23 protein-coding genes are annotated in these 23,487 nt (G+C 64.2%); 8 read left to right on the top strand and 15 right to left on the bottom strand.

Annotated features, from left to right (window positions below; all coding sequences use genetic code 11):
• Positions 1 to 70: 70 nt before the first annotated feature.
• On the bottom strand, positions 71 to 1,069 hold the full coding sequence (locus tag KAK09_RS14845) for a tyrosine-type recombinase/integrase (protein ID WP_418895538.1): 999 nt from the start codon (positions 1,067 to 1,069) through the stop codon (positions 71 to 73).
• Positions 1,070 to 1,151: 82 nt separating this feature from the next.
• Between KAK09_RS14845 and KAK09_RS14840 the strand changes: the two genes are divergently transcribed.
• From KAK09_RS14840 to scpB, 4 genes are all read left to right on the top strand, one after another.
• On the top strand, positions 1,152 to 1,373 hold the full coding sequence (locus tag KAK09_RS14840; RefSeq protein WP_210879724.1) for a type II toxin-antitoxin system CcdA family antitoxin: 222 nt from the start codon (positions 1,152 to 1,154) through the stop codon (positions 1,371 to 1,373).
• Positions 1,374 to 1,385: 12 nt separating this feature from the next.
• Entirely contained in the window at positions 1,386 to 1,679 is a 294-nt protein-coding gene (locus KAK09_RS14835) for a CcdB family protein (protein ID WP_210879723.1), read from the top strand.
• Positions 1,680 to 1,857: 178 nt separating this feature from the next.
• Positions 1,858 to 2,742, top strand: a complete 885-nt coding sequence (locus KAK09_RS14830; protein WP_210879722.1) for a DUF1403 family protein — start codon at positions 1,858 to 1,860, stop codon at positions 2,740 to 2,742.
• 2 nt (positions 2,743 to 2,744) lie between these two features.
• Positions 2,745 to 3,380 (top strand): SMC-Scp complex subunit ScpB, encoded by a 636-nt coding sequence (gene scpB / locus KAK09_RS14825; RefSeq protein WP_210879721.1) that lies wholly within the window; start codon positions 2,745 to 2,747, stop codon positions 3,378 to 3,380.
• Between the two features lie 577 nt (positions 3,381 to 3,957).
• Here scpB and KAK09_RS14820 read toward each other — a convergent pair.
• From KAK09_RS14820 to denD, 8 genes are read right to left on the bottom strand one after another with little or no spacing between them, the layout of a single operon-like run.
• Positions 3,958 to 4,737, bottom strand: a complete 780-nt coding sequence (locus KAK09_RS14820) for a hydroxypyruvate isomerase family protein (RefSeq protein WP_210879720.1) — start codon at positions 4,735 to 4,737, stop codon at positions 3,958 to 3,960.
• Positions 4,734 to 5,381 (bottom strand): 3-oxo-tetronate 4-phosphate decarboxylase, encoded by a 648-nt coding sequence (gene otnC / locus KAK09_RS14815; protein WP_210879719.1) that lies wholly within the window; start codon positions 5,379 to 5,381, stop codon positions 4,734 to 4,736. The genes KAK09_RS14820 and otnC overlap by 4 nt, the downstream gene beginning before the upstream one ends.
• On the bottom strand, positions 5,378 to 6,628 hold the full coding sequence (gene otnK / locus KAK09_RS14810) for a 3-oxo-tetronate kinase (protein WP_210879718.1): 1,251 nt from the start codon (positions 6,626 to 6,628) through the stop codon (positions 5,378 to 5,380). Before otnK ends, otnC begins: the two co-directional genes overlap by 4 nt.
• Positions 6,628 to 7,518: an L-threonate dehydrogenase gene (gene ltnD / locus KAK09_RS14805; RefSeq protein ID WP_210879717.1), complete on the bottom strand. Its 891-nt coding sequence runs from the start codon at positions 7,516 to 7,518 to the stop codon at positions 6,628 to 6,630. The genes otnK and ltnD overlap by 1 nt, the downstream gene beginning before the upstream one ends.
• Positions 7,518 to 8,801 (bottom strand): TRAP transporter large permease, encoded by a 1,284-nt coding sequence (locus KAK09_RS14800; RefSeq protein ID WP_210879716.1) that lies wholly within the window; start codon positions 8,799 to 8,801, stop codon positions 7,518 to 7,520. Before KAK09_RS14800 ends, ltnD begins: the two co-directional genes overlap by 1 nt.
• A complete protein-coding gene (locus KAK09_RS14795) occupies positions 8,798 to 9,298 on the bottom strand; it encodes a TRAP transporter small permease (protein WP_210879715.1) in 501 nt (166 codons plus the stop codon). The genes KAK09_RS14800 and KAK09_RS14795 overlap by 4 nt, the downstream gene beginning before the upstream one ends.
• A gap of 59 nt (positions 9,299 to 9,357) precedes the next feature.
• Positions 9,358 to 10,326 carry a TRAP transporter substrate-binding protein gene (locus KAK09_RS14790; protein WP_210879714.1) on the bottom strand — a complete coding sequence of 323 codons (969 nt, stop codon included), beginning with the start codon at positions 10,324 to 10,326 and terminating at the stop codon, positions 9,358 to 9,360.
• Between the two features lie 24 nt (positions 10,327 to 10,350).
• Positions 10,351 to 11,340, bottom strand: a complete 990-nt coding sequence (gene denD / locus KAK09_RS14785) for a D-erythronate dehydrogenase (RefSeq protein WP_210879713.1) — start codon at positions 11,338 to 11,340, stop codon at positions 10,351 to 10,353.
• 474 nt (positions 11,341 to 11,814) lie between these two features.
• Between denD and KAK09_RS14780 the strand changes: the two genes are divergently transcribed.
• Positions 11,815 to 12,840 (top strand): LacI family DNA-binding transcriptional regulator, encoded by a 1,026-nt coding sequence (locus tag KAK09_RS14780; RefSeq protein WP_210879712.1) that lies wholly within the window; start codon positions 11,815 to 11,817, stop codon positions 12,838 to 12,840.
• Positions 12,841 to 12,861: 21 nt separating this feature from the next.
• Here KAK09_RS14780 and KAK09_RS14775 read toward each other — a convergent pair whose 3' ends face one another.
• Complete coding sequence (locus tag KAK09_RS14775; protein WP_210879711.1) at positions 12,862 to 13,602, bottom strand: SDR family oxidoreductase; 741 nt, start codon at positions 13,600 to 13,602, stop codon at positions 12,862 to 12,864.
• Positions 13,603 to 13,640: 38 nt separating this feature from the next.
• A complete protein-coding gene (locus KAK09_RS14770) occupies positions 13,641 to 15,086 on the bottom strand; it encodes an aldehyde dehydrogenase family protein (protein ID WP_210879710.1) in 1,446 nt (481 codons plus the stop codon).
• Between the two features lie 445 nt (positions 15,087 to 15,531).
• On the opposite strand from KAK09_RS14770, the gene KAK09_RS14765 reads away from it, so the two are divergent.
• On the top strand, positions 15,532 to 17,124 hold the full coding sequence (locus KAK09_RS14765) for a hypothetical protein (protein ID WP_210879709.1): 1,593 nt from the start codon (positions 15,532 to 15,534) through the stop codon (positions 17,122 to 17,124).
• Between the two features lie 271 nt (positions 17,125 to 17,395).
• Positions 17,396 to 18,052 (top strand): VPLPA-CTERM sorting domain-containing protein, encoded by a 657-nt coding sequence (locus KAK09_RS14760; RefSeq protein WP_272491272.1) that lies wholly within the window; start codon positions 17,396 to 17,398, stop codon positions 18,050 to 18,052.
• Positions 18,053 to 18,113: 61 nt separating this feature from the next.
• Here the strand turns inward: KAK09_RS14760 and KAK09_RS14755 are convergent, their stop codons facing one another.
• Genes KAK09_RS14755 through KAK09_RS14740 form a run of 4 tightly spaced genes read right to left on the bottom strand, consistent with a single transcriptional unit; the run spans position 18,114 to position 22,244 of the window.
• Positions 18,114 to 18,974 carry a glycosyltransferase family 2 protein gene (locus KAK09_RS14755; protein WP_210879708.1) on the bottom strand — a complete coding sequence of 287 codons (861 nt, stop codon included), beginning with the start codon at positions 18,972 to 18,974 and terminating at the stop codon, positions 18,114 to 18,116.
• A gap of 10 nt (positions 18,975 to 18,984) precedes the next feature.
• Positions 18,985 to 19,806 (bottom strand): CpsD/CapB family tyrosine-protein kinase, encoded by an 822-nt coding sequence (locus KAK09_RS14750; protein ID WP_210879707.1) that lies wholly within the window; start codon positions 19,804 to 19,806, stop codon positions 18,985 to 18,987.
• Between the two features lie 30 nt (positions 19,807 to 19,836).
• Entirely contained in the window at positions 19,837 to 21,390 is a 1,554-nt protein-coding gene (locus KAK09_RS14745) for a GumC family protein (protein ID WP_210879706.1), read from the bottom strand.
• Complete coding sequence (locus KAK09_RS14740) at positions 21,387 to 22,244, bottom strand: ExeA family protein (RefSeq protein WP_210879705.1); 858 nt, start codon at positions 22,242 to 22,244, stop codon at positions 21,387 to 21,389. The genes KAK09_RS14745 and KAK09_RS14740 overlap by 4 nt, the downstream gene beginning before the upstream one ends.
• A 548-nt stretch (positions 22,245 to 22,792) precedes the next feature.
• Here KAK09_RS14740 and KAK09_RS14735 point away from each other — a divergent pair.
• Positions 22,793 to 23,473, top strand: a complete 681-nt coding sequence (locus KAK09_RS14735) for a sugar transferase (protein ID WP_210879704.1) — start codon at positions 22,793 to 22,795, stop codon at positions 23,471 to 23,473.
• The last annotated feature ends 14 nt before the right edge of the window (positions 23,474 to 23,487 follow it).

Genomic DNA, 23,487 nt, shown 5'->3' with positions numbered 1-23,487 from the left:
TCACGCATCATATGGGATTCCTAAGGCATCGATCAAGTGACGAGCGCCGATATTCATGAGATGTGGTGGTTCACAGCCCCGCAGCCCTTGTGAGATTTACCCGGAACCGATCACGGCGGCGCTGGTAGCGGCGGGTCATCTCGACAGAGGCGTGTCCGAGGTGTTTCTGCACGTAGCGCTCGTCGACTTCGGCAGAGCTGGCGAGACCGGCGCGCAATGAATGCCCTGAAAACAACGCCAGTCGCTCCTTCTCGGGCAGCTCTGAGCGGATGCCGGCGTCCAGCACTGTTCGCTTGATCAGTCGCACAACGTGCTTGTCGTTTAGCCGCGTCTCGGAAGCACGTTTGCCATCCCGCGAGGTGCCGACGAAAACCGGGCCGAAGTCGATCTTTGCAAAATGCAGCCACTGCTCCAGCGCGTGCACGGGGCAGGTTTGGTCCGACGAGCCCCGACCCACCTCGACCTCGCGCCAGCCGGTCTTCGCGTTCAGCGTCAGCAGCGCGCCTTTCTCAATGATGTCGATCCAGCCGCCACTGTCCGGCGTGTCGTCCTTGTGGACATCAAGGCTGACGATCTCGGAGCGCCGCAAACCACCGGCATAACCCAGAAGCAGGATCGCCCGATCCCTGAGCCCACGCAGGTCGAAAGGCAGGGTGGAGACCATCGCGAGGAGATCCTCGGCCAGGATCGCTTCCTTCTGCACCGGCGGGCGCGCGTGCCTGCGCTTGATCCCGGCCAGCACCGTGGCGATGTGACGGTTCTTGCGGTCGAGAGTGAAACCCCGTTGCGCGTAGTTCCAGGCAAGGCCGGACAGGCGGCGCTCGATTGTCGAAACCAGTAGGGCAGGAGAGGGACCCGACCCGGAGGCCATATCGGCCAAATAAAGCCCGATCATCTCGGGCGACGAGGGCAGGGGATCCGCACCCTTTATCCGGCACCAGCGGGTGAAATGTGCCCAGTCTTTCGCGTAGGCTTTCAAGGTGTTCTCCGACGTAGCGGCGCGCGCGTAATCGCGAGCGGTATCGACGAGCCGATCAAGATTGCCGGAGCCAGCCACATGGGCAGGCATGGCGATGTGGCTTGTCTGATCCTGTTCGGAAGTCGTACTTGAATTATACTCCTCAGACATACGCATTCTCCGGGAGGTTACGATGGGTCGCGTGAAGGTCAATCTGACTCTGGATGCCGATGTCGCCGAAACGGCTCGGTCGCTCGGCCTCAACATGTCGCGTTTGGCCGAGGCCGCGATCATCGAAGCGGCCAAGGTCGAACGCAATCGCCTTTGGCGCACGGAGAACCAGCCCGCGATCAACGCCTATGCCGAGGAGGTTGCCAAAGAAGGCTTGCCCCTCTCGGGCTTCCGAAGCTTCTGAGGCGGCGACAGGATGGCACAATTCGATCTTTTTCGCCTGAACGGCGGGCAACTCGTCGTGGATCTTCAAACCAACCTGATCGGCATCGAGGCGTCGCGCATCGTGGCCCCCTTGCGCGAGGCGGGCCGATATACCGCCTTTCCGGGCCTCACACCTGTCGTCGAACTTGACGGAGCGGCGTGGATCGTGCGCGTTCAGGAATTGGTGGCCGTCCCCGGCGCTGAGCTGCGAGACCGGGTTGGGTCGCTGATCGACCAGCGCGCCGCATTGAAGCGCGCGTTGGACATCCTGATCGACGGGGTTTGACCAGCAGCGCTGGCCGGGCACCGCTGAACGCGATTTCTCGGTGATTTCTGACATGTGACAGAGCGTATTCTTTTATATCCGATAATGCAAACTTATTGGACATAATGGAAGACACCAAAGAGGGGCGGTTTGGTTCTATTTTCTGGAAAAAAGCGCCGCGTTAATATAGTGCCGGGGCATGACCTATGCCCATCACGATCCTGCGGACGACTTCGACACAATATCCAGGATACCCTCCTGGGTCACTTCTGCGCGCCCTGAAGCTCTTGAAGATGTGGCGTTTTTGTCGGGCGCGGTTCTAAGCCATCTGCATCTTGTGTTGCAGCGCGATGACGTCCCCTGCGCCGTGTTGCGAGAGCGGCTGGCGCTGCGGGCGGCAGAGGCGTGTGTCGCGTTTTCGGGCCGGCAGGAGCGAGCAGGGGAGTTGCGCGATGTCATGCATCTGCTGCGGCCTGGCGACCTGCCGGGACCCGCGGGGGAAACCTGCCTTGCCTGGCGGCGCGCGGTGGAGCGGCCGGTTTCGGTGAAAGCCTTGCACCGAGCCTTGCAGATGCATTTGGCAGTGCAGATCGCGGGCTGGCTCGACGCGGGGCGGCCAGCGCCGGTGACCCGCGCCACAATGGTGCTGGAGGCCGTTCTGACGGAGATGCCCCGTGCGGAGGTGACCGCACTGATCCTCGCGGACGCCGCCCTGGCGCAGGCGCTCGGCTGGAATCACCTGGTGCCGCTGCTGGCCGCCGGGTTGAAACGCGCCGATCTGCGCAAGCGCGGCGACGATCTGCGTCTGGCCTGTCATCGGGCTGTGACCGCCTCGGTCCTTGAGGCCGTGCATCTGGCGACCGACCTTGCGCGTCGGGCCGCGCATCTGAAAGCGGTCGCGCCGAAACTGCGGGCCAAGGGAGCAGGGGAGGCGGTCGAGATGTTCCTGACACGCGATGCGGTGGCGCCCGCCGCCCTGCCTTTGCCGGACCGGGCCGCGCGGCGGCTCTGCGATCGGCTGGTGACGCTTGGCGCGATCCGCGAGCTGACCGGGCGCGACACCTTCCGGCTCTACGGGGTGTGAGCATGGCCAAGGGCCGATCCGAACCTGAACTTGATCGCGAGTTGCTCGACCTGCCACCGGACCTGCGCTGGCGTGAATGGATGTGCCGGATCGAGGCGGTGCTCTTTGCCTCCGCCACGCCAGTCGCTCGCGAGGATCTGTCGCGGATAGTGGGGCAGGAGGTCTCGGTCGATCTGCTGGTCGAGGACCTGGCCGCCGATCTGGAGGGGCGGGCGTTCGAGATTGCCAAGGTGGCCGACGGCTGGATGTTCCGGACGCGGGCCGCCTACGCGCCCGCGATCCGAGTGGCGGCGGATGTGGGCGACCAGTTGCTGGACCTGAACGAGTTCGACGTCGCGGTTCTGGCCGCCATTGCCTATCACCAGCCGATCACCCGCGACGGGCTCGAGGACATCTTCGGGCGTGAGATCAGCCGCGACCTGATCGGGCGGCTTGCCGCCCGAAACCTGATCGCGACCGGACCGCGCGCACCGCGTCGCGGCGCACCTTATACCTTCGTCACCACCGAGCAGTTCCTCGTCGCTTTCGGGTTGGAGAGCCTGCGTGACCTTCCGGACCGCGAGCAGCTGGAAGATTCGGGCATAGTGACCGAGCGTCCACAAATAAGTGACAGACGATCGATCGCCGATGTTGTATGACCGAAAAGCCGAACAGTCACAGGGCCTTGAGGGTAAGCGCCCCCTTGGTGCCGCGGCTCATGCGGCGTGACTGTCCGCTACTGAAGCCATCGTCTCAAGTCAGCAAACGCTTGCATATCTTTGTTTTCAATGGGGGATGTGTTTCACATCAGCGATCAACGACCCTCCGCCTCCGGCATCTCAGTATCCTTGCAAAATGCGTGAAACAAAAATTTGAATCGGCGAAAAGTACAAGTGTATCAACGCAATAATCGTTTAGCACTGATGGGATATCGTTTCATGGCCCTATCGGATCAAGATATACTCGACTTCGTGGGGGAGAACCCCGGGGCCGGGCGTGATGCTATCGGGAGTTTGCTCGTGCCTACGTTCGTGAACAGTTGGCCGGCCTCCATGAGGGCAACGTTATCCGCTACCGTCTGAAACCAGGCAATCTGGAGGGCGTCAGCCTTCGGTAGATCGCCCTGTCGTCGCGGCGCGACCTTCTTTCATTGGCTGCAATCTGTCCGGGCCCGGAGATGTCAGGATTGCACAAGGACGAAATCAACACTTGCCAAAGGGGGCGTTCACATAGGACTCAACCGGGGAATATCGGAGAGCGTCTCCTGCGCAGCCAGGAAAGCGAGGCATCCGTATCACCGTCGGGCTTGTATTCCGCGCCCAGAGGGCGGTGGTATCCCAGCGTCTCGATCACGGTAAAGACATGGTTGAAATCGACCTCGCCATGATCGGGTGCCCCCCGGTCGGGCACAGAGGCGAACTGGATGTGGCCGATATATGGTAATAGTTCGGTCAGGCGATGGGTCAGATTGCCTTCGGTCAGTTGCACATGGTAGCAGTCGAACATCAATCGCAGCGATTGATGGCCAAGCTCATCGATTATCGCCACTGCCTGATCCGTCGTTTGCAGGAAATAACCCGGTGCGTCATACCGGTTGAGCGGCTCGATCAGAATGCCGATCCCCAGCGGCGCGGCCCGCTCACAAGCATAGGCAAGATTGCGCAGGAACGTGGCCAGCGCCTGCGCTCCCGCCGCAAACCCCGCCATGACATGCACGTTGCCCGCCCCGATCTCGGCCCCGTAGGACAGCGCTTCGTCGATGGCGGCGCGCGCGTCCGTCTCGCGGCCGGGAAGTGCCGCAAGGCCGTTTTCGCCCGCCCCAATATCGCCGCGCCGGGTGTTCAGCCCAATGCACGGCAAACCCGTCTCGTGCAAGGCCGCGGCCACATGGGCCGCAGGCACCTCATAGGGCCAGTGCAGCTCGACCGCGTCGAAACCCGCCTCTTTTGCCGCTCTGATCGCCTCCGGCAGGGGGTGATCTGTCCAGAGGAAACCCAGGTTGGCGGAAAACCTCAATCGTCCCACTCCACATCGAATGTCGTCACCACGTCACGCACCTGGGTCTCTGTGAGGCCATGCGCGCCCATCCCGCGCATCAGAAGCGTAAGGCGGGCCGTATATTCAAGCTCTTCGATGGCGTTACAGGCGGCCTCGACATCCTTGCCGGCCACCACGGGGCCGTGATTGGCCAGCATGACTGCCGCGCGTTTGCCCGCGAGCCCGCGCACCGCCTCGCCCATGGCGGGATCGCCAGGCAGGAAGAAAGGAAGGAGCCGCACCTTGCCGAGCTTCATGATCGAATACGGTGTGAGCGCGGGCAGAAAGTTGTCGGCATCCACATCCGGCATCATGGATAGCGCAACCGAATGGACGGAGTGCAGATGCACGACCGCGCCCGCTGTGCCGCGCGTGTCGTAGAAGGCGGCATGGAGCGGCATCTCCTTGGTCGGAGGGTCGCCCCCGATCAGCCGCCCCCCGGCGTCAAAATGGCTGAGCCGGGCGGGATCGAGCCGCCCGAAGCTGGTCCCCGTCGGCGAGACGAGCAGGCCGTTATCGGGCGTGCGGGCCGAGATGTTGCCGGTGCTTCCCCCCGTCAATCCACGGTCGAACAGGGATTTCGCAAGCAGGCAGATCTGTTCGCGCAGCTTTGCTTCGGTCATGACGCGCCCTTCAGAACACCTGCGGCATCCATGAAGAAATCGGGGCCGCCGAAATTGCCCGATTTCAGCGCCAGCACCAGGTCGGGGCGCGCCCGCATCGCGGGGACGCCCGTTGCGATTTCCGGCCCGATCTCGAGTGTGTCAAGGCCGAGCCCGCTCACGATGGCGCCCGAGGTCTCGCCTCCGGCGCAGATCAGGCCGGTGCAGCCCCGTCGCACCAGCGCGCGGGCAAGCCCGGAAAAGAGCGCCTCGATGGCGCTGGCTATGGCCGCCTGTCCAAAGCGCGCCTGGCTGTCCGCCACCCGGGCCGGATCCGCCGAAGTGTAGATCAGCGGCACGCCGGCTTGCGCCATCGCCCAATCGGCAAGGGCGTCCACGTGGATATCGCCCGCCATGACCGCTTCGGCCCGCAGTTCGCGCGACGGGTGGGCGGCCCTGTGGCGGGCGACCTGATCCCGCGTCGCCTGCGAGCACGAGCCGGACAGGACGACCGCCGGCCCTGGCTGTGCGCGCCAGGCAGCGGCCGAGCCGGCCAGTTCGCCCCGCGCTGCGAAATTCGCAGGCAGCCCCATCGCGATCCCCGACCCGCCGGTGATGATCGGCTGCTCCGCGACTGCGCGCCCAAGCGCGAGGAGATCGTCGTCGGTGATCGCGTCGGTGACGATCAGCCGATGCCCCTGTGCGTCCTGCGCGGCCAGTGCCTGTGCAATGGCGTCCGGTCCCTGTCGCACGATGCCCGCATCGACCAGACCGACACTGCCCCGCGCCTGCCGTGACAGCCAGCGGCGGATATCCGGGTCTGTCATCGGTGTCAGCGGATGGTGCTGCATGCCGGACTCGTTCAGAAGCCTGTCGCCCACGAAAAGATGACCCTGATAGACCGACCGCCCCATCGCGGGGAAAGCGGGGCAAAAGATGACCTGCCGCGCGTCCAGCGCGTCGGCCAGCGCCTCGGCCACGGGGCCGATATTGCCCTCGGGCGTGGAGTCGAAAGTCGAACAGTATTTGAACAGGAACTGCCGGCAGCCCTGCGCCCTGAGCCAGTCCAGCGCCTGCAGCGATTGTGCGACGGCGTCGGCAACAGGGATCGAGCGGGATTTCAGCGCGACGATTCCGGCTTCCACGCCCGCCGCCGCCGGGGCATCGGGCACGCCGACATATTGCACGCAGCGCATTCCGGCCCTGGTCAGCGTATTGCCCAGATCACTGGCGCCAGTGAAATCGTCGCCAATACACCCCAGCAGCATCAGCCACCCCCCGGCAGGCAGATGCTGGCCCTGCCCGCGATGTGTTTCGTGATGGCGGCGTCATCCTCGCGCCCCAGACCCGCCGCCGAAGCGGCGCGGTATTGCACCAGTGCGGTTTCCGTCACCGGCAGCGGCAGACCTGCGGCGGCGGCGATGTCGGTCACGATACCGAGGTCCTTGGACCAGATGTCGATGGCCGAACGGGGCGCATAATCGGCGTCGATGACATGGGGCGCGCGGTTCTCGAACATCCAGGACGTGCCGGCCGATACCTTGATGACGTCCAGCACGCGGGCCAGATCGAGGTTCTGCGAGGCGGCAAAGCTGAGCGCCTCGCCCATGGCGGCGATATGCACGCCCGCCAGAAGCTGGTTCACCGCCTTCATCGCAGAGCCGGTGCCTGCGTTGTCACCGAGCCGGTGGACTGTTTGCGCGATGGCATCCAGAACATTGGCGGCCCTGTCGAAGGCGGCCGGTTTCCCGGAGGCCATGACCGACAGCTGCCCCTGCGCCGCCTTGGCCGCCCCGCCGGAAATCGGGGCATCGAGGTAAAGCAGCCCGCGCGCTTCGGCATCGGTCTCGAGTGCGCGGGCGACGTCTGGCGCGACGGTCGCGCAGCCCAGGATCACCCCGCCCGGTTCCACAAGATCAGCCCAGCCATGGGGGCCGAAGAGCGCCTCTTTCGTCTGCTCGGCGTTGAGAACCACACAGACGAGTGCGCTGGCCTTGGGTGCATTGCGGTCGAGCGCCTGCCCGCCGGAGGCCGCGAGCATCTCGACCCGGCGTGCATCCGGATCGAAGCCATAGACCGTCAATCCCGCTTTCGCCGCCGATTGTGCCATGCCGAGGCCCATCGAGCCGAGCCCCGCGAAATGCACGATTTGAACCATCAGTTTATTCCCAGGATTGTTTGCATCGGCCAGAGCGTGATTGCCGGAACGTAGGTGATGATCATCAGCGCCCCGAAAACCGTCAGCACGAACCAGAAAAGCTGCGGAATGATCTTCTCGACAGAGAGGTTCGCCACGGCACAGGCGGCGAACAGGTTCACGCCAAGCGGCGGCGTGATCATGCCCAATGCGAGGTTCACGACGATGATGAGGCCGAAATGGACCGGGTCCACGCCGTAAGCCACCGCGATCGGCATCAGGATCGGCGCGAGCACCAGGATTGCCGCCGAGGTTTCGATGAACATGCCGACGACGAGCAGCAGAATGTTGACCACAAGGAGAAAGGCAATACGGCTGTCGAACATTTCCTTGAACCAGGCGGCGATCTCGTTCGGCAGGCCCGACCGGGTGATGAGGAAGGAAAAGAGCGCTGCCGCCGATATGATGAGCATGATCGTCGCGGTCGCGAGGACGGTCTTCTTCAGGATCTCGGACAGATGCGAGAATTTCAGCTCGCGATAGAAAAGCATTCCGACGACAAGAGCCGCCGCAACGGCTGCTGCGCTGGCCTCGGTCGGCGTGAATACCCCGGTGTAGATTCCACCGAGGATGACCACCGGAACGATCAGCGCCGGCAGAGCCGACAGGAATGCCGCGCCGACCTTGGGACGATCGATACCGTCCTCGAGTCCGATCCCCCGGATGCGGCACAAGATGAGGACCAGCGCCATCAGCGCCCCGGCCACGAGGAATCCCGGGCCGATGCCCGCCAGGAAAAGCTGGCCGATCGACGTGTCGGTGGACACACCATAGAGGATAAGCGGGATGGATGGCGGGATCAGAACACCAAGCTCGGCAGAGCTGGCCTGAACCGAGGCAGCCATGGGCGCCGGGTAGCCGTGCCGCACCATTGCCGGGATCAGGATGGTTCCGATGGCAAAGGTGGTCGCGACAGAGGAGCCTGAAACCGACGCGAACATCATGCAGGTCAGAACGCAGGACGTCGCAAGCCCCCCCTGAATACCGCCGACGAGTGATTTGGCGAGGTTGACGAGCCGGAGCGAGATCCCGCCGGCCGACATCAGATTGCCTGCAAGGATGAACAGCGGGATCGCCATGAGAGGGAAGCTGTCAATGCCGGTGAACATCCTCTGCGCCACAAGCAGAAGTGGCAGCCGGCCATGCGCCTCGATGCCGATGACGGATGCAAGGCCGATGGCCACGGCGATCGGCACACCGGCCAGAAAGAAGATCGCGAGCGAAAGAGCGAGGGCCACGTTCATCTGGACACGTCCGCCGGCTCGATCGTGCCGGTTTCCATGGCCCGGACCATGCAGCCCAGAATTGCAATCAGGATGAAGATCGATCCAACCGGCAGAGCGGCATAGACCCACGCGATCGAGATTTCGAGCGCGGCGAGCTTTTGCGGGACGACGCGCTCCGTCATGGCCCAACCTTGCCAGAAGAGGATGCCGAAAAAGGTGAGCGACATCGTCATCGAGACGAGATAGAGCGCGAACCCGAGCCGGGGCGGCAGCATCTTCTGCACGATCTCCACTGCGATCATCGTGCCCTCGCGAAAGGCCGGCGCAACGGCGAGAAAGACCGACCAGATCATGGCCGACCGTGTGATGACCTCGGACCATGTGGACGGTTGGCCAAAGACAAACCGCGTCGTGACCTGGTAAAGCGCAAGCCCCGTCGCGATCAAAAGGAACATGATCGCCCCTCGCAGCGCGATGCCGGTCGTCACGGCTTCAAATTTCAGAAAGAGTTTCATGGTGTCCTTTGTGCAAGGGCCGGCGCAAGATCGGCGCCGGCCCGGCTGTCAGACCGGGATTACTCTACGGCCTTGATGCGCTCGATCATCTCGCTGCCATATTGGTCCGTATAGACGGCATAGGACGACTCTTCGGCCAGCGCGGCAAACGGGGCCTTGTCGATATCGGTGATGACCTCCATGCCGTTCTCGCGCAGCAGCGCGACCCCGGCCTCTTCGAGGCGGTTCACCTCGGCGCGGGTGGCCGCGGCCGAGGCCTTGGCGGCTTCCATGAACCAGCCCTTCTGTTCCTCGGTCAGACTGTCGAGCAGGATCGGCGAGGCCAGAACGACGGCCGGGGAATAGACATGGCCGGTCAGCGAGACGTATTTCTGGACTTCCCAGAACTTGGCCGCAGTGATCACGGTTACCGGGTTCTCCTGACCGTCAACAACGCCCTGCTGCAACGCGGTGAACAATTCGGGGAAGGCCATCGGCGTGGGTGCCGCGCCCATGCCTTCGAAGGCCGCCATGTGCACACGGTTTTCCATCGTGCGCAGCTTGAGGCCCTTCAGGTCTTCGGGGGTGCGGACCGGATGCCTGGCATTGGTCACATGGCGGAAACCATTTTCCGACCAGGCCAGCCCCACCAGATTGTTTTCGCCGATCTTGTCCAGCAGTTCCTGGCCGATCTCGCCATCCAGAACCGTGCGCGCGTGGTCGTAGTCGCGGAACAGGAACGGCAGGTCGAGCGCATAGACCTGCGGGACGAAGTTGCCCAACGGGCCGGTCGAGGTGATGACCACGTCGAGCGAGCCGATCTGCAGACCTTCGATCATGTCGCGCTCGCCGCCCAGCTGGCCTGCGGGGGCTTGCGAGCCGGTGAACGTGCCGCCCGACAATTCCGTCAGCGTGTTGAGGAACGCATCTGCGCCCACGCCATAATGCGAGGCCGGCGACAGCGCATGGCCGACGACGATTTGCTGCTGCGCATGCGATGCCGTGGTCAGGGCCAGGGCGGCGATGGCGCCGAGTGTGAAATGTTTCATGGGTCTCCTCCTGTGTGGCGCCGATCAGCGACCGGCCTGTTGGGAACCATCCATGTATTCCTGGATGATTTCTTCGATATTGGCATTTGCCGAAAACCCGAGCGACTCCGCCCGGGGGGACAAGATCTGGCCTGGCCAGGACGCGACGATCCGTTCGATGGCCGGGTCTGGCCGCGGGGTGATCAGCGCAGCGCATTGCGGCCCGGCAAGACGTGAAAGCGCCTCGATCATCCCGGCCACGGTCACCGATGTGCCGGGGAGAGTCAGCGTCGTCTCGACACCAATGGTGTCCTGAGACAGGCCGATGGCGACTAGGATACCGTCGAGCGCCTTCAGTGGAGATGCAAGGTGCAGACGCAGGTCGTGACCGACCGGCAGGTCGGCTCTCATCCCGGCGAGCGGTTCGCGAATGATGCCGCTCGCAAAGCTGGACGCCGCGCGGTTCGGCTTGCCGGGCCGGACCGAGATAGTGGGAAAGCGGATCGCCCGCCCCTTGATAAAGCCCTTGCGACTGGCGTCGCGGACCAGCAACTCGCAGATCAGTTTCTGCGTGCCGTAGGAGGACATGGGTGCCGGCAGCGTGGTCTCGGAAATCGTGTCGTTTCCGGGGCAGGAAAACACCGCCACAGAGGACGAGAACAGAAACACGGGCGGGTGCGACATGGCACGGCACGCGTCGATCAGCGCGATCGTCGAATGCACATTGACCCGCATTCCGAGGTCGAAATCCTGCTCGGCCAGACCCGAGACGACGGCGGCCAGATGCACGATCACGTCCGGTGCATTCTCGCGAATGCGCGCCAGCACGTCCGGGTCGTCGAGACTGCCGGGGATCGCGCACACCCGGTCGTGCCGCGCCGACAGGTCCGCGAGCGGCCCGGCGGCGATGTCGGTCGCGATGATGGAGGCGATTTGGCCAGGCTGCCCATCGACGACGAGGTCGTCTCGCGCTGCCAGCGCCTCGACTACCATGCGACCGATGAATCCAGCGGCACCCGTGACAAGAATCCGCATTTCCGACCTCCCCGCAGCCAGCAATACCGACCATGACAACGCTGTCAATACCCGACCATTTGCGGACTATCGAAGCGGCTTCCTGCCGTGATTGCGGTCCACCGCCATGCGCACAACCGGCCTGATGGATCGCGGGGTGTGCGGCACAGATCCTGTGCCATCATCCGCAAGGTGGCTTCGGGTAAAGCCTGAACCGCGATGAGGAAAGATGACATCGACATATTATTTTTCCAAACATAATCAGTAGATTGTGTATCTTCGGTTTCAAAATCTTTCGCAGTCTTTGCAGATGATGCTCGTTCCGGTCAAGCGCCATCCGCTCCGAACGCGGCAGCCGTGACGGAAGATCTCAGGCTGGACAAGCCCCGTGGCTTCGGCAATACTGGGATATCTTCAAACATCGGCAATCTCAGTGGTCCGCTGCCAGAATTGCCAAATCTCATGACAGCGCAACCATAGCAGCCGACATAACAGATGGCCACGTCACAAAAGGACACGCGCAACCGCAGGCCGACGCTGTCGCAGGTTGCCAAGCGCGCCGGTGTCAGCGAGATCACGGCAAGCCGCGCGTTGCGCGGTGGCGGTCTGGTCGCGCAGGAGACGCTGGCACGGGTCGAGCAGGCCGCGCGTATGCTGAACTATGTGCCGAACCGTCTTGCCGGCACGCTGGCCGGGGGGGCCTCGCGCCAGGTCGGCGTGATCCTTCCGTCGCTGTCCAACATCGTGTTTGCCGACGTTCTGAAAGGTCTCGAGAGCCGGCTGGAAGGCGGCGGCTATCATCCGATCCTTGGCATTTCGCACTACGATGCCGAGCGCGAGGAACGGCTGCTGCGCGATCTGTTGTCATGGCGCCCGGCGGGGCTCGTGCTTGCGCCTGCCTGCAACAGCGCGGCGTCCCGCGCGCTGTTGCAGGCTGCGGATCTGCCCGTCGTCGAGATCATGGATATCGATACGGATACAGCCGATATGGCCGTCGGATTCTCGCACCGCTCGGCGGGCCGCGCGATGGCGCATTTCCTGCTGGGCCGGGGATATCGCACCTTTGGCTATGTTGGTCACGACATCACGACTGATTTCCGTGCGAAGGCGCGCCTTGAAGGGTTCCGGGAGGGGCTTGCGGATATCGGCGCAACCCTGACGGGGATACGGATTATGGAAGGCCCGTCATCCGTTCCACTTGGCAAACAGGGCCTCGAGACATTGTTGCGTGAGTTACCGGAACGGCCCGACGCCGTGTTCTTTTCCAACGACGACATGGCCGTCGGCGGGGTTTTTCATTGTCAAACGGTCGGACTGGCCGTGCCTGACGGGATCGCGCTGGCCGGCTTCAACGGGCTGAGCATCGGCCAGGCATTGCCGACGCCGCTGACCACGATCGCGTCGAACCGTGAACGGATAGGGTTCGTCGCGGCGGATAACATCCTGCAGAGACTTCTGGGAAAGACGCCGGAGCGCATCCAGCGCGTTGATTTCAAGCTGATCCCGGGGGGGACGGCGTGACACCGGGACCCCGGTTCCCGATCAGATGCAGCGACCGCCATCGACCTCCATGCAGACCCCGGTCACCATGCTCGCCTCGTCCGAACACAGGTAGAGGGCCGCATTCGCCAGATCTTCGGGCGTGGAAAACCGGCCCAGCGGGATTGTCGAGAGGAACCTGGCCCGCATCTCGGGCGTATCCTCGCCCAGAAAACTTTTCAGCAGGGGCGTCTCACCGGCCACCGGGTTGAGCGCGTTGACCCGGATTCCCGCAGGCGCAAGCTCGACCGCCATCGCGCGCGTCGCGGTGATCATCCAGCCCTTGGAAGCGTTGTACCAATTCAACCGCGGTCTTGGCGACACGCCCGCCGTGGACGCGATATTGAGGATCGTGCCCTGACCCCGCGCCTTCATCTGCGGCACCAGCGCCCGCGCCGTCAGGTAAACCGACTTGCAGTTCACCGCGAACACGCGGTCGAAGTCGTCTTCGCTCACCTCCTCCATCGGGGCGGGCAGATGCGTGACGCCGGCATTGTTCACCAGGATGTCCACATGACCGAATGCCTCGGTCGCTTTTTGCACCATCGCGGCCACCTGCGCACCGTCGGATACGTCGCAGCGATGCGCGAGGCCCCCCTGCGCCGCCGCCAGGGCGGCGGCGGCCTCCTCGTTGATATCCGCGAGCATGACCTGCGCCCCTTCCGCCAGAAACCGCGTGGCGATTCCCGCGCCAAAGCCCGACCCGGCACCCGTGACGATCGCCGTCTTTCCCTTCAACCGCATGTCTGTCCTCGCTGTTGTCGCGTGTATCCGCCGTCCGATCAGCCGTGAAAGGCGGCAACTGTCTTGAGCGTCGAAAACCCGTAAAGCGCCTCGAAGCCTTTCTCCCGACCGTGCCCGGATTTTCCGACACCGCCAAAAGGCAGTTCGACGCCGCCGCCCGCGCCGTAATTGTTGATGAATATCTGACCCGCTTTCACCTTGCGAGCCAGCCGCATCTGCCGCGCTCCGTCACGGGTCCAGATGCTGGCCACCAGGCCATAGTCGGTGCCGTTGGCGATCCGCAGCGCGTCTTCCTCGGTATCGAAGGGAATAATGACCTGCACCGGCCCGAAAATCTCCTCCTGCGCCAGCCGATGATCCGGGTCGACGGGACCGAACAGACAGGCCGGTACGAAATGCCCCGTTTCCGGCAGATCGCTTGCTGGCTCCACGCGCGCGAGCAGTGGCAGCCCCGCCGCGTTCTCAAGATAGTCCAGCACCCGCGCCTTCTGCGTTGCGTTCACCAGCGGGCCGATATCGGCATCGTCCACCGCGCGGCCGATCCGCTTGGCGCGGTATGCGCGCGCCATGCGCTCGGCCAGTTGGTCGAACACGCCGCGCTGCACCAGAATGCGCGAGGAGGCCGAACATGTCTGACCCGAGTTCTGTAGCCCGGCATTCACGAGGAACGGCAGCGCGGCATCGAGATCCGCGTCCTCGAACACGATCTGCGGCGACTTCCCCCCCAGTTCGAGCGTGACCGGGATGACGTTGGCAGCCGCCGCTCTCTGCACGGCGGCCCCGGTCGCCACCGAGCCGGTAAAGCTGATGTGATGGACCCCCGGATGTGATGACAGCGCGGCGCCCGCTTCCGACCCGAGACCCGGCACGACATTGAGCGCGCCTGCCGGCAAGCCCGCTTCCTGCGCAAGATGCGCGAACAGAAGCGCTGTCAGGCAGGCATCCTCGGCTGGCTTGAGGACGCAGGCATTTCCCATCGCAAGCGCCGCGCCGACCGAACGCCCGATGATCTGCATCGGATAGTTCCAGGGCACGATATGGCCCGTGACCCCATGCGGTTCGCGCAGCGTGTAGACGGTGTAACCCGTCTGATACGGGATCGTCGTTCCGTGAATCTTGTCCGCTGCCCCGCCGTAGAATTCGCAATACCGCGCAAGGGCCAGCGCATCGGCACGCGCCTGTGTCAAGGGTTTGCCCACATCCCGCGCCTCGATCTCTGCGAGCAGTTCCACGTTGTCCTGGACATGCCGGCCAAGTCGCAAAAGCAGTCGCCCACGTTCCGCCGCCGTCATGCGGCCCCAATCGCCATCCAGCGCGGCCTGTGCCGCCACGACGGCCCTGTCGATATCCGCCGGACCGCCCCGCGCGATCCGGGCTATCTCCTCATCGGTCGAGGGATCGGCAAGCCGCAGCGTCGCGGCCGGGCGGCACCATGCTCCTCCGATCAGCATGAGCGATGGATCGAAGGGCAGGATATCTTGCATGGGGGCTTCCGCGACTACGAACAAGGTCATTCATTATGTGAAGGTTTTCATGCGGGCCTGCAACATCGGATGGTCCTGCGCATCTTCTGCCGTCAGACCATGTCATTCCGTCACGGTCGGCGGAAGGGTCGGCCTGTGAAGTATACGTTCCTATTTCTTGCCAGTTTCGTTCAGGCCCGCCTTCTCCCCGCGCAGGCGGAGAAGGCATCGGGGGCCTGAACACGAGTCAGGACACCGGCCCCCGCGCCGGTGTCCCGCCCTGCGCCCGCCGTATTGCGTCGCGTGTTCCCCGCATCGCGCTGTCGGGAAAATGGTCTCCGTCGGATGGATTCTGCATCGCGCCGCGTGTCTTCCGCATCCCGTCTTGCGCGCGGTGTCCCCTGCGCTCAGGATGGTTCCATGGTCCTTGCCGGGCCATGCGCGCCCTTGCCGGAGCCTGCCGCCCATGCCCCTTGCCCTTTCCCGCCGTGCGCTGATCCGGGGTCTGGCCGGGCTGGGGCTGATGCCCGGGGCGGCGCTGGCGCAGGGGGCAGAGGCGGGCACGGTCCTGATCCGGCTGGCGGATCTGTCGCGGGTGGGGCCGGGCGGGCGGCTGCTGGCGCGGGTGGCCATCCCCGAGACCAGCGCGCCGGTGCTGGGGACCGAGAGGCGCGATCCGGCGCATCGGCTGCTCTGGCAGATGGTCTTCGAGGGGCGTGCGGCGGGCAATCATGGCGATCTTTACGAGAACCGTGACCGGGGCCATTCGCGGCTGCCGCCCGGGGCGCATCCGCAGCTCACCCATGTGGCCTATGACGCGGAGGCGCGTGCGGCGGGGCTCGATTACGGGCTGGCGGGACCGGTGATCTTCGATGCGCCGCTCATCGGCAATTCCTCTACCGCGGTTCGGGACGGGCCGCTCTGGCGGTCGCTGCCGCGCCTGGCGCTGACCCGCGAGACCGGGCCGCTGCATCTTTATCAGAACTATCTGGCCGGGCAGATCCATGTCTATCCCGAGCATCGTGACCACGATCCCAGGCATGGCGATCTCTTCCCGGCCAACACGCCCTTCTTCCTCGTCTCGCAGGGCTCGTCCGGCTCGGACCGGCCGCATCTGGAGGCGCTGGCGATGATCCTCGCGGCGCTGCGCCCCGAGACCAAGGCGTTTCTGCACGAGAACCAGCTTCTGGCCGCGACCGTGCAGATGATCTTTCGCCGCAGCCTCGCGCCGGTGTTGAGCCGCGAGGCCTATCTGTCGGGGTTGGCGCATCCTTCGGTGATCCCCACCGACCAGATCAACCTGATGCGGATGGTCAGCCTCGCCAATGCCCTGACCCCCGAAACTGTGCCGCCGATGGTGCGGATGGCGGTGCTGGAGGACAGCGAGGCGAGGGAAGGGACGGACTATTTCGGCGAAGGGCTGAGCGAGCGGCTTTTCGACACGCCCGCCGCCATTGCCCGGATCTGGCGCAGCCATGCGGCCAGCCGCAGCATGGTCGTCTCGGTCGCGGCGACACGCGACATGCAGGGGCGCGCGCCGGAGTTCCACTGGCGGCTTTTGCGCGGCGACCCCGCGCGCACACGGATCGAGCCGCTGGACGGGCAGGGCCTGCGGGCGCGGATCACGCTTGACTGGCAATTGCCACGCCCGGTGCCGGGCCGCCCCGAAATCCGCTCGAACCGGGTCGATATCGGGGTCTTTGCCCGGTCGGGCGATCACGACAGCCTGCCAGGCCTGATCTCGGTCCTCTTGCCGCAGCACGAGACGCGGCGCTATGGTCCGGGCCCCGACGGCGCGCTGCGCATCGAAAGCCGTGATTTCCGGGTGCCGGAGGGGGGCTATGCCGATCCGGTGCTGTTTCCGCAGGCCGGCTGGCGCGATGTCTATCGCTACGATGCCGCCGGTCGCCTGCAAGGCTGGGATCGGGACGGGGCGGAAGGGGGGTGGCGGTTTGATACCAGCGGACGGCTGATCACCCCGGATCGCTCCGTGCCGGTGCGCCATGTGATCGAGGCCCTGCCGGACGCGGCCCCCCGGATCGCGATGCAGCTGCAGTAGCGATGCAGGCCATGGCCGTCATGCGGCACAAGCGCAAGGCCGCCTGAGGATGCATGCCTGCCAGCTGTCTCGAATCGGGCCGCCGGTGCGGCCCGTTTTCTTTCCGGCAACAGGCCCATGGATCGCATGGCTTCACGAAATATGGCGAGAAAGCGGCAAAATTATGCCTCAAAGATGGTTTTCCTTTCAGGAACGAGTTTGTTCCCGTATCATGGGGTTCATGTTTCGAGACCCGTTCGAGGGTCTGTTTTCAATCAGAGGGAGCGTTTCAGTGATCAAGACCTTTCTGGCAGCCTCGGCCCTTGCCATCGCGACATCCTCTGTCGCCTCCGCTGCGACCGTGAACCTTACGTCAGCCGAGATAGGAATGGCTGTTGATAGCATTTCCGGGCAGGCTTTCACCTCCCAGCTTGAGAGCGTCGGGGCGTCCACGCTGTTTACCGGCGATCCCGAGACGCCCTTGCAACTGATTGCATCGGGTCCGCTGAGGCTCACGTTCTCGCTTGTCGCCGCGGAGAGCGGGTTCAACAACGCGCTCCTGTTCGACGGCACGACCGTCATTCAGGAAAATGTGAGCAATGAGTCGGTGGATTTCGCAACCGGCATTCTGAACGGCCAGACATTCTCGACCGTTGTCGGCGCGGGCGATTTCGCATCACGGTTGTCTTTCTCGATCGGTGACGCGAACTCTACCATGTTCTCTTCAGACACGGGCAATTTCGGTGTTTTTGCTGATACAGCCACCCTTGGCGCCCTGACCCGTTTCTATCTTGCGCTGGATGACGGCGGTGCGAACGATGACGGTGATTTTGATGACATCATCGTGCGGGTCGATGTGTCTGCGGTGCCGCTTCCGGCGGGCGGGCTGCTGCTGCTGACGGCCCTGGGCGGGGTTGCCGCGCTGCGTCGTCGTCGCAAGGCCGCCTGAGGCGCCAGCGGATGGAATTTGCAAAAGGGCCGCCCTTGGGTGGCCCTTTCCACTTGGCGGATCAGATTGGCAGGCCCATGGCCTGACGCAGCATCCAGACCATGCGCAAAAGGCGCAGGCGAATGAGCGTGGCGGTGGCGCGCCAGCGGTCGCTGGATCCTGAAAGGGCGCGGTTTTTCATGATCCTGGGCAGATGCGCGAGAATGCTCAAAGGCATCATAAGCCCCTTGAGCGCCCATTTCAGCCGCGCGCCCGGGCCGCCCCCGGTCTGGCCGAACATCTCTTGGGTGATGCGTCGCCACTTGGCCCGGAGCGCGGGCCAGTCCTGCCGCGAGGGATGACCCACGCGCAGCCCGTCCTCGTAAGCCAGCCGATAGCCCTTGCCCGTGGCGCGAAACGACCAGTCGCGATCCTCGGACACCCCGCCGCGAAACGGGCCCACATCCTCGAATACCGCGCGCCGTGTGATCAGGTTGCCGGTGCCGGAAAACCCTTGTTCCTCGATGTAATGGCGGAAATCGAAGGCAAAGACCGCCTCGAAGGCCTCGGCCCCGCTGCGTGGCGGCGGGGTTTCGTCGAAGACCTCGACGCGACCCCCGACGAGATCGGCCTTGCCCGCCACCCGGCGCCCCACCGCCATCCAGTCGGGGGCGGGCACGCAATCGGCGTCGAGGAACATGAGCCGGGGCGCGGTGGTCTCGGCCACGCCGCGATTGCGCGCGGCGGCGGCCCCCCTCTCGGTCTCGGTCACGAAGCGCACCGCCGGGAAGGCCGCCTCGACCTCTGCCAGCGATTGCGTCGAGCCGTTGTCAACCACCAGCACCTCGCAGCCCGTGAGGTCGTTTTCCATCAATGCCTCGAGGCATCGCCGGAGCCGCGCCACGTCATTGTAATGCGGGATGATGATCGCGGTCTCGGGCATTGCGCCGCTTTCAGTAGTAATCATACCCTTCGGCATCGCTGATATAGCGGCACTTGTTGAGCACGATCCCCATCACATTGGTCAGCTCCGCCACCTGCCGCTCGGCATGGTCGATCCGGCTCATGGGCGTGACCTCGGCCGCCGCGATGATCACGGCGCAATCGACATTCTGCAGAAAGGCGATGTTGTCGTCGCTGGCATTGAGCGGTGAGATGTCGAAGAGCACGAGATCGGGCGCGTAATCCGTCTCGATCCCGTCGAGCGCATCACGCGCATCGCGGCTCAGCAGAAGCTCCGAGGGTCTTGTGGCGGGGCCGTTGTTGAGCCCCAGCACCACCCGGTTGCCCAGCCGCAGCCCGTGTTCGGCAAAGCGGACATGGCCGTTGAGCACATCGGCCATGGAATGATCGGGCCCCTGGCCCAGCACCTTGTGCAGCGACGGGCGGCGCAGGTCGAGATCGATGCAGAGCACGCGCATGTCGCGCTGCCGCTCGAAGCTGAAGGCGAGATTGGCCAGCGTGGTGGTCTTGCCCGCCCCCATGTCGGGAGAGACGATCGCCACCCGCCGCCAGCCGTTGGTCTGTGCCTGGTGGATGATCTTGGTGCGCAGAAGATCATAGGGCGCGGCCTCGCGCCCGCTTTCGACCGCGACCACCCGGTTGCGGCGGAGCAGGGTGCGGTTGAACTTGAACGGGGCCAGGGCGGCCCAGCTGTCGTCCACCGCTGGCATCTGCGGCACGGCGCGCGGCGGTGCGGCGGGTTCGTCCTGTCTGGCGCTGCCCTTCTGGCGCTCGGCGCGGGCCTTGGCCAGGGCTTCCTGAATGCGTTCCATTTCAAGCACTCCTGATATGGCTGTGACCGGTCACCAGCGGACCCCGATCCTGTTCATGGCCCGATCGGCCAGTAGGTCGAGCGGCAGGTAATAGAGATGCACCGCATAGACCACTGCGGGAAGGCCCAGAACGATCACCAGGTAGACGGCGATCCTGGTCAGGCGCCTCCGGAGGATCTCGGACCGGTTGTGCAGGTAGGGAATGGTGGCAAGCGGGCGCACGCCGATGCGGGAGACGATATCCTCGGGCCGCCGCGCCGTGCGGTTGAGCAGCTCGATCAGCACCACAAGGCCGATGCCCGCCAGAATGCCGAATACCGTGCCGCCCCCGGCGATGAGCACCCGGTTCGGTTTGGTGGGCAGGGTCGGCATGGCGGGGGGCTCGATCACCGAGATCCGCTGCCCGCGCGAGAGCGACTCGATCCGCTCGCCGGTGCTGGCGCGGGCGAGGCGGTCGACGGCCATGTTGTATTGTTCCTCGATATTGGCATAGGTCCGCGTCAGCTCGTCGAGGGTGACGGTATTGGCGGGGGTGCGCGCCAGCGTTTCCTCAAGCCCCTTCAGCCGGGTCTCGATCTCGCCGCGCTGTTCCCGCAAGAGCGCGACCCGTGTGTCGATCTCGCTCAGTTGCAGATCGAGCGTGGCCGAGCCGGGGCGTTGCGGTGTGTCCGTCTCTGCGCCGCCGGCCCTTTCGGGCGCGCTGGCAAGCCGTTGTTCAAGCTGCGCGACACGGGCCTGAAGCATCCTCACCTGGGGGTTTTCCGCGGAATAGACCAGAAGCGCCTCGTCAAGCTGGGCGCGCAGGTCGTGCAGGCGCTGTTCATCGGGCGAGAGGCGCGCGCCCTGGGTGGCATCCACCTGCCCGGTCGCCTCGAAGATCTGGATCAGCCGGTCGCGCTGTGCATACAGCATCAGGATATCCCGGTCGATCTGGCGGACCTGCTCCTGAAGCCTGTCCTGCTGGTCGAGACGGAATTGCAGGCTTTCGGGCAGGGCGCCGGAATTCCGGGTCTTGAACTCGAGGATGCGGGCGCTTTGCACGTCGAGATCCTGGCCCAGCCGCTGCACTTCCTGTTCGAAGAATTCCAGCGTGTTGCCCGCGCGCGAGGTGCGGAACTCGGCGTTCTGCTGTTCGATCAGGGTCAGGTATTCGTTGAGCACCCCGGCTGCGGCGGCGGGGGTGCGGGCCTGGAAGGTGATCGTCAGGATCGGTGTCGGGCTGCGTGCGGGGCCACCCCGGCTGATCGAGGTGCGCGCCCGCATCGCCGTCACGATCTCGTCGGCGGTCATCTCCTGGATGTTCTCGAAGACGGACTGGCTGCGCGCCACGGCAAGCATGTTGGCCCGCGTCATCAACCGCTGCTCGATGATCTCGAGCTGTTCGAGCAACCCCACCGTGACTGTCGAGGCGGCCAGTTCCGAAGGGATCTGTGGCCCTTCCAGCAAGAGCCGGGTCTGCGATTCATAGGCCGGTGGCAGCGAGAGGGCGGCGATCACCGAGACGGCGGTCACCACCACCGAGACCACGAGGAAATAATGCAGTCGCCGCAGGAAAATCGAGAAGTAGTATGTCAGGTCACTCATGTCGCGTCGCTTTCTTCGGCGGCCAGGGTGGCTGCAAAGAACAGCCCGTCTTCAAGCACGCTTTGCAGGATATCTTCGGTCACGGTTTTCTGTTCAGTGCTCCAGGCATAGACCATGGCGATGTCGCAGAACTGGTTGACAAGCCGCGGCACGCCGCCGGTCTGCTCGTGCACCATCCGGCAGGCGCCATCGGTGAATTCCTGCCCCGTCCCGCCCACGGACTGCAACCGGTGGCGGATATACTGCGCCACGGTCGCGGCATCCATGGCCGGGATGTGAAAACTCGCGGCGACCCTCTGGGCAAGCTGGCGCATCCTGGGGCTGCGGATCACGTCGCGCAATTCGGGCTGGCCCACAAGGATCAACTGGATCAGCTCGTCCTTGTTGGCGTTGATGTTGGTGAGCATGCGCAGTTCCTCAAGCCCCTGTATCGAGAGGTTCTGTGCCTCGTCGAAGATCAGCACCACCCGCCGCTCGGCGGCATATTCGGCGATCAGGAAATCCTGGAGTTTCTGGAACTTCTGCACATAGGTCGCACCCCTGGGCACCTCGACCGAGAGTGCGTTGAGCACCCATTGCAACAGTTCCCCGCGCCCGCCCTGGGCGTTGGAGACCAGCCCGATGGTGACCGACTCGTCGGTGTTCCTGATCAGGTGATGCACCAGCGTGGTCTTGCCGGATCCGATCTCGCCGGTGACCACGGTGATGGGCGCGCGCGAGAAGATGCCGTAATCGAGGATCGTATAGGCGTTGCGATGTGCCTTCGACCAGAAAAGAAAGGATGGGTCGGGCAGGAGCGTGAAAGGACGCTCGGACAGGCCGAAGAAATCTGCGTAAAGGGCTTCAGGTTTCATATGCGTCTTTCAAAACGGGTCAGCCTGTCGACAACCATCCCCGACAGGCCGGGGATAGGGCACGGGGGCCATACCATCAAGGCGAGAATCCCGATCATGTCCTTTTGCATCCGCATGCCGTTTCCCTGACGATGTAGGAAGGAATTCCTGCGCTTTGATGGCACGAGTGGGAAAATTGCGGGGCTCGCGGGGCAAAGGGCGGCCTTGTCGGGCCGGGCGTTCCGGCGAATCGGATACGATCCGATCCGGACGATTTCCCGGTTTTGAGCGATTTGTTTCGCATCTGGTGACAATGGTGGGCGGTTTACGACCGCAACCCTGGGTGGCAATGCGCGAAAGCCAATGAAATTAAAGGTTTTCAGTGGCTTGACGTGACGGTCTGGAAAATCAGGCAAAATTGTGGCTTGTTTTAGGCACCCTGGATGTGTTCTCTGGGATGGGGGCGTGGACACGGGTCACGCAGTGCTTGCCGATGCATATTTCAATGTTGGTCAGTCCGCATCCGGCGCAAGATATATTGACGTGTGTGATGTGAGTAGGGGATTTACATGACTTTTCGGGATTATTCCGACTTGCCGCTCCGGGGGCGCGCTGCCGCGCCGGAACATGGCCACCGCCGTCGTGCGGTCTATCGCGACGGGGCCAAGCGGTGCCTTGATATTCTTCTTGTCGTTCTGAGCCTGCCGATTTCCCTGCCGCTCATTCTGGGCATGATGGGCCTTGTCGCCCTGGAAGGCGGCAACCCGCTTTACTGCCAGAAACGTCTCGGGCGTGGCGGGCGGCTGTTCCGCCTGATCAAGATCCGCACCATGGTGCCGGGGGCCGAGGCGCTGCTGGCGGCGCATCTCGACCAGAACTCCGAGGCGCGCCGCGAATGGGTCGAGACCCAGAAGCTCAAGTGCGATCCGCGGACCACCCGGATCGGCCGCTTCCTGCGCAAGTCCTCTCTGGATGAGCTGCCGCAGCTGTGGAACGTGCTGAAGGGCGACATGTCGCTGGTCGGGCCGCGGCCGATGATGCCGGAACAGGAACGGCTTTACCCCGGCACGGCCTATTTCGACCTGCGGCCCGGGATCACCGGCCTGTGGCAGATTTCCGAGCGCAACGAGACCAGCTTTGCCGAGCGCGCGGGTTTCGACAACCGCTACCTGTCGTCGCTGTCGCTGTCGCTGGATCTGTCCATCCTGCTGCGGACGGTGTCGGTGGTGCTGCGCGGCACCGGATATTGACCACGCGCCGCCCG

The organism is Roseovarius autotrophicus, from assembly GCF_018069895.1.
GTDB lineage: Bacteria > Pseudomonadota > Alphaproteobacteria > Rhodobacterales > Rhodobacteraceae > Roseovarius > Roseovarius autotrophicus.
Note: the sequence above shows the minus strand (reverse complement) of the source record. Positions and strands in the feature narration are given on the sequence as shown.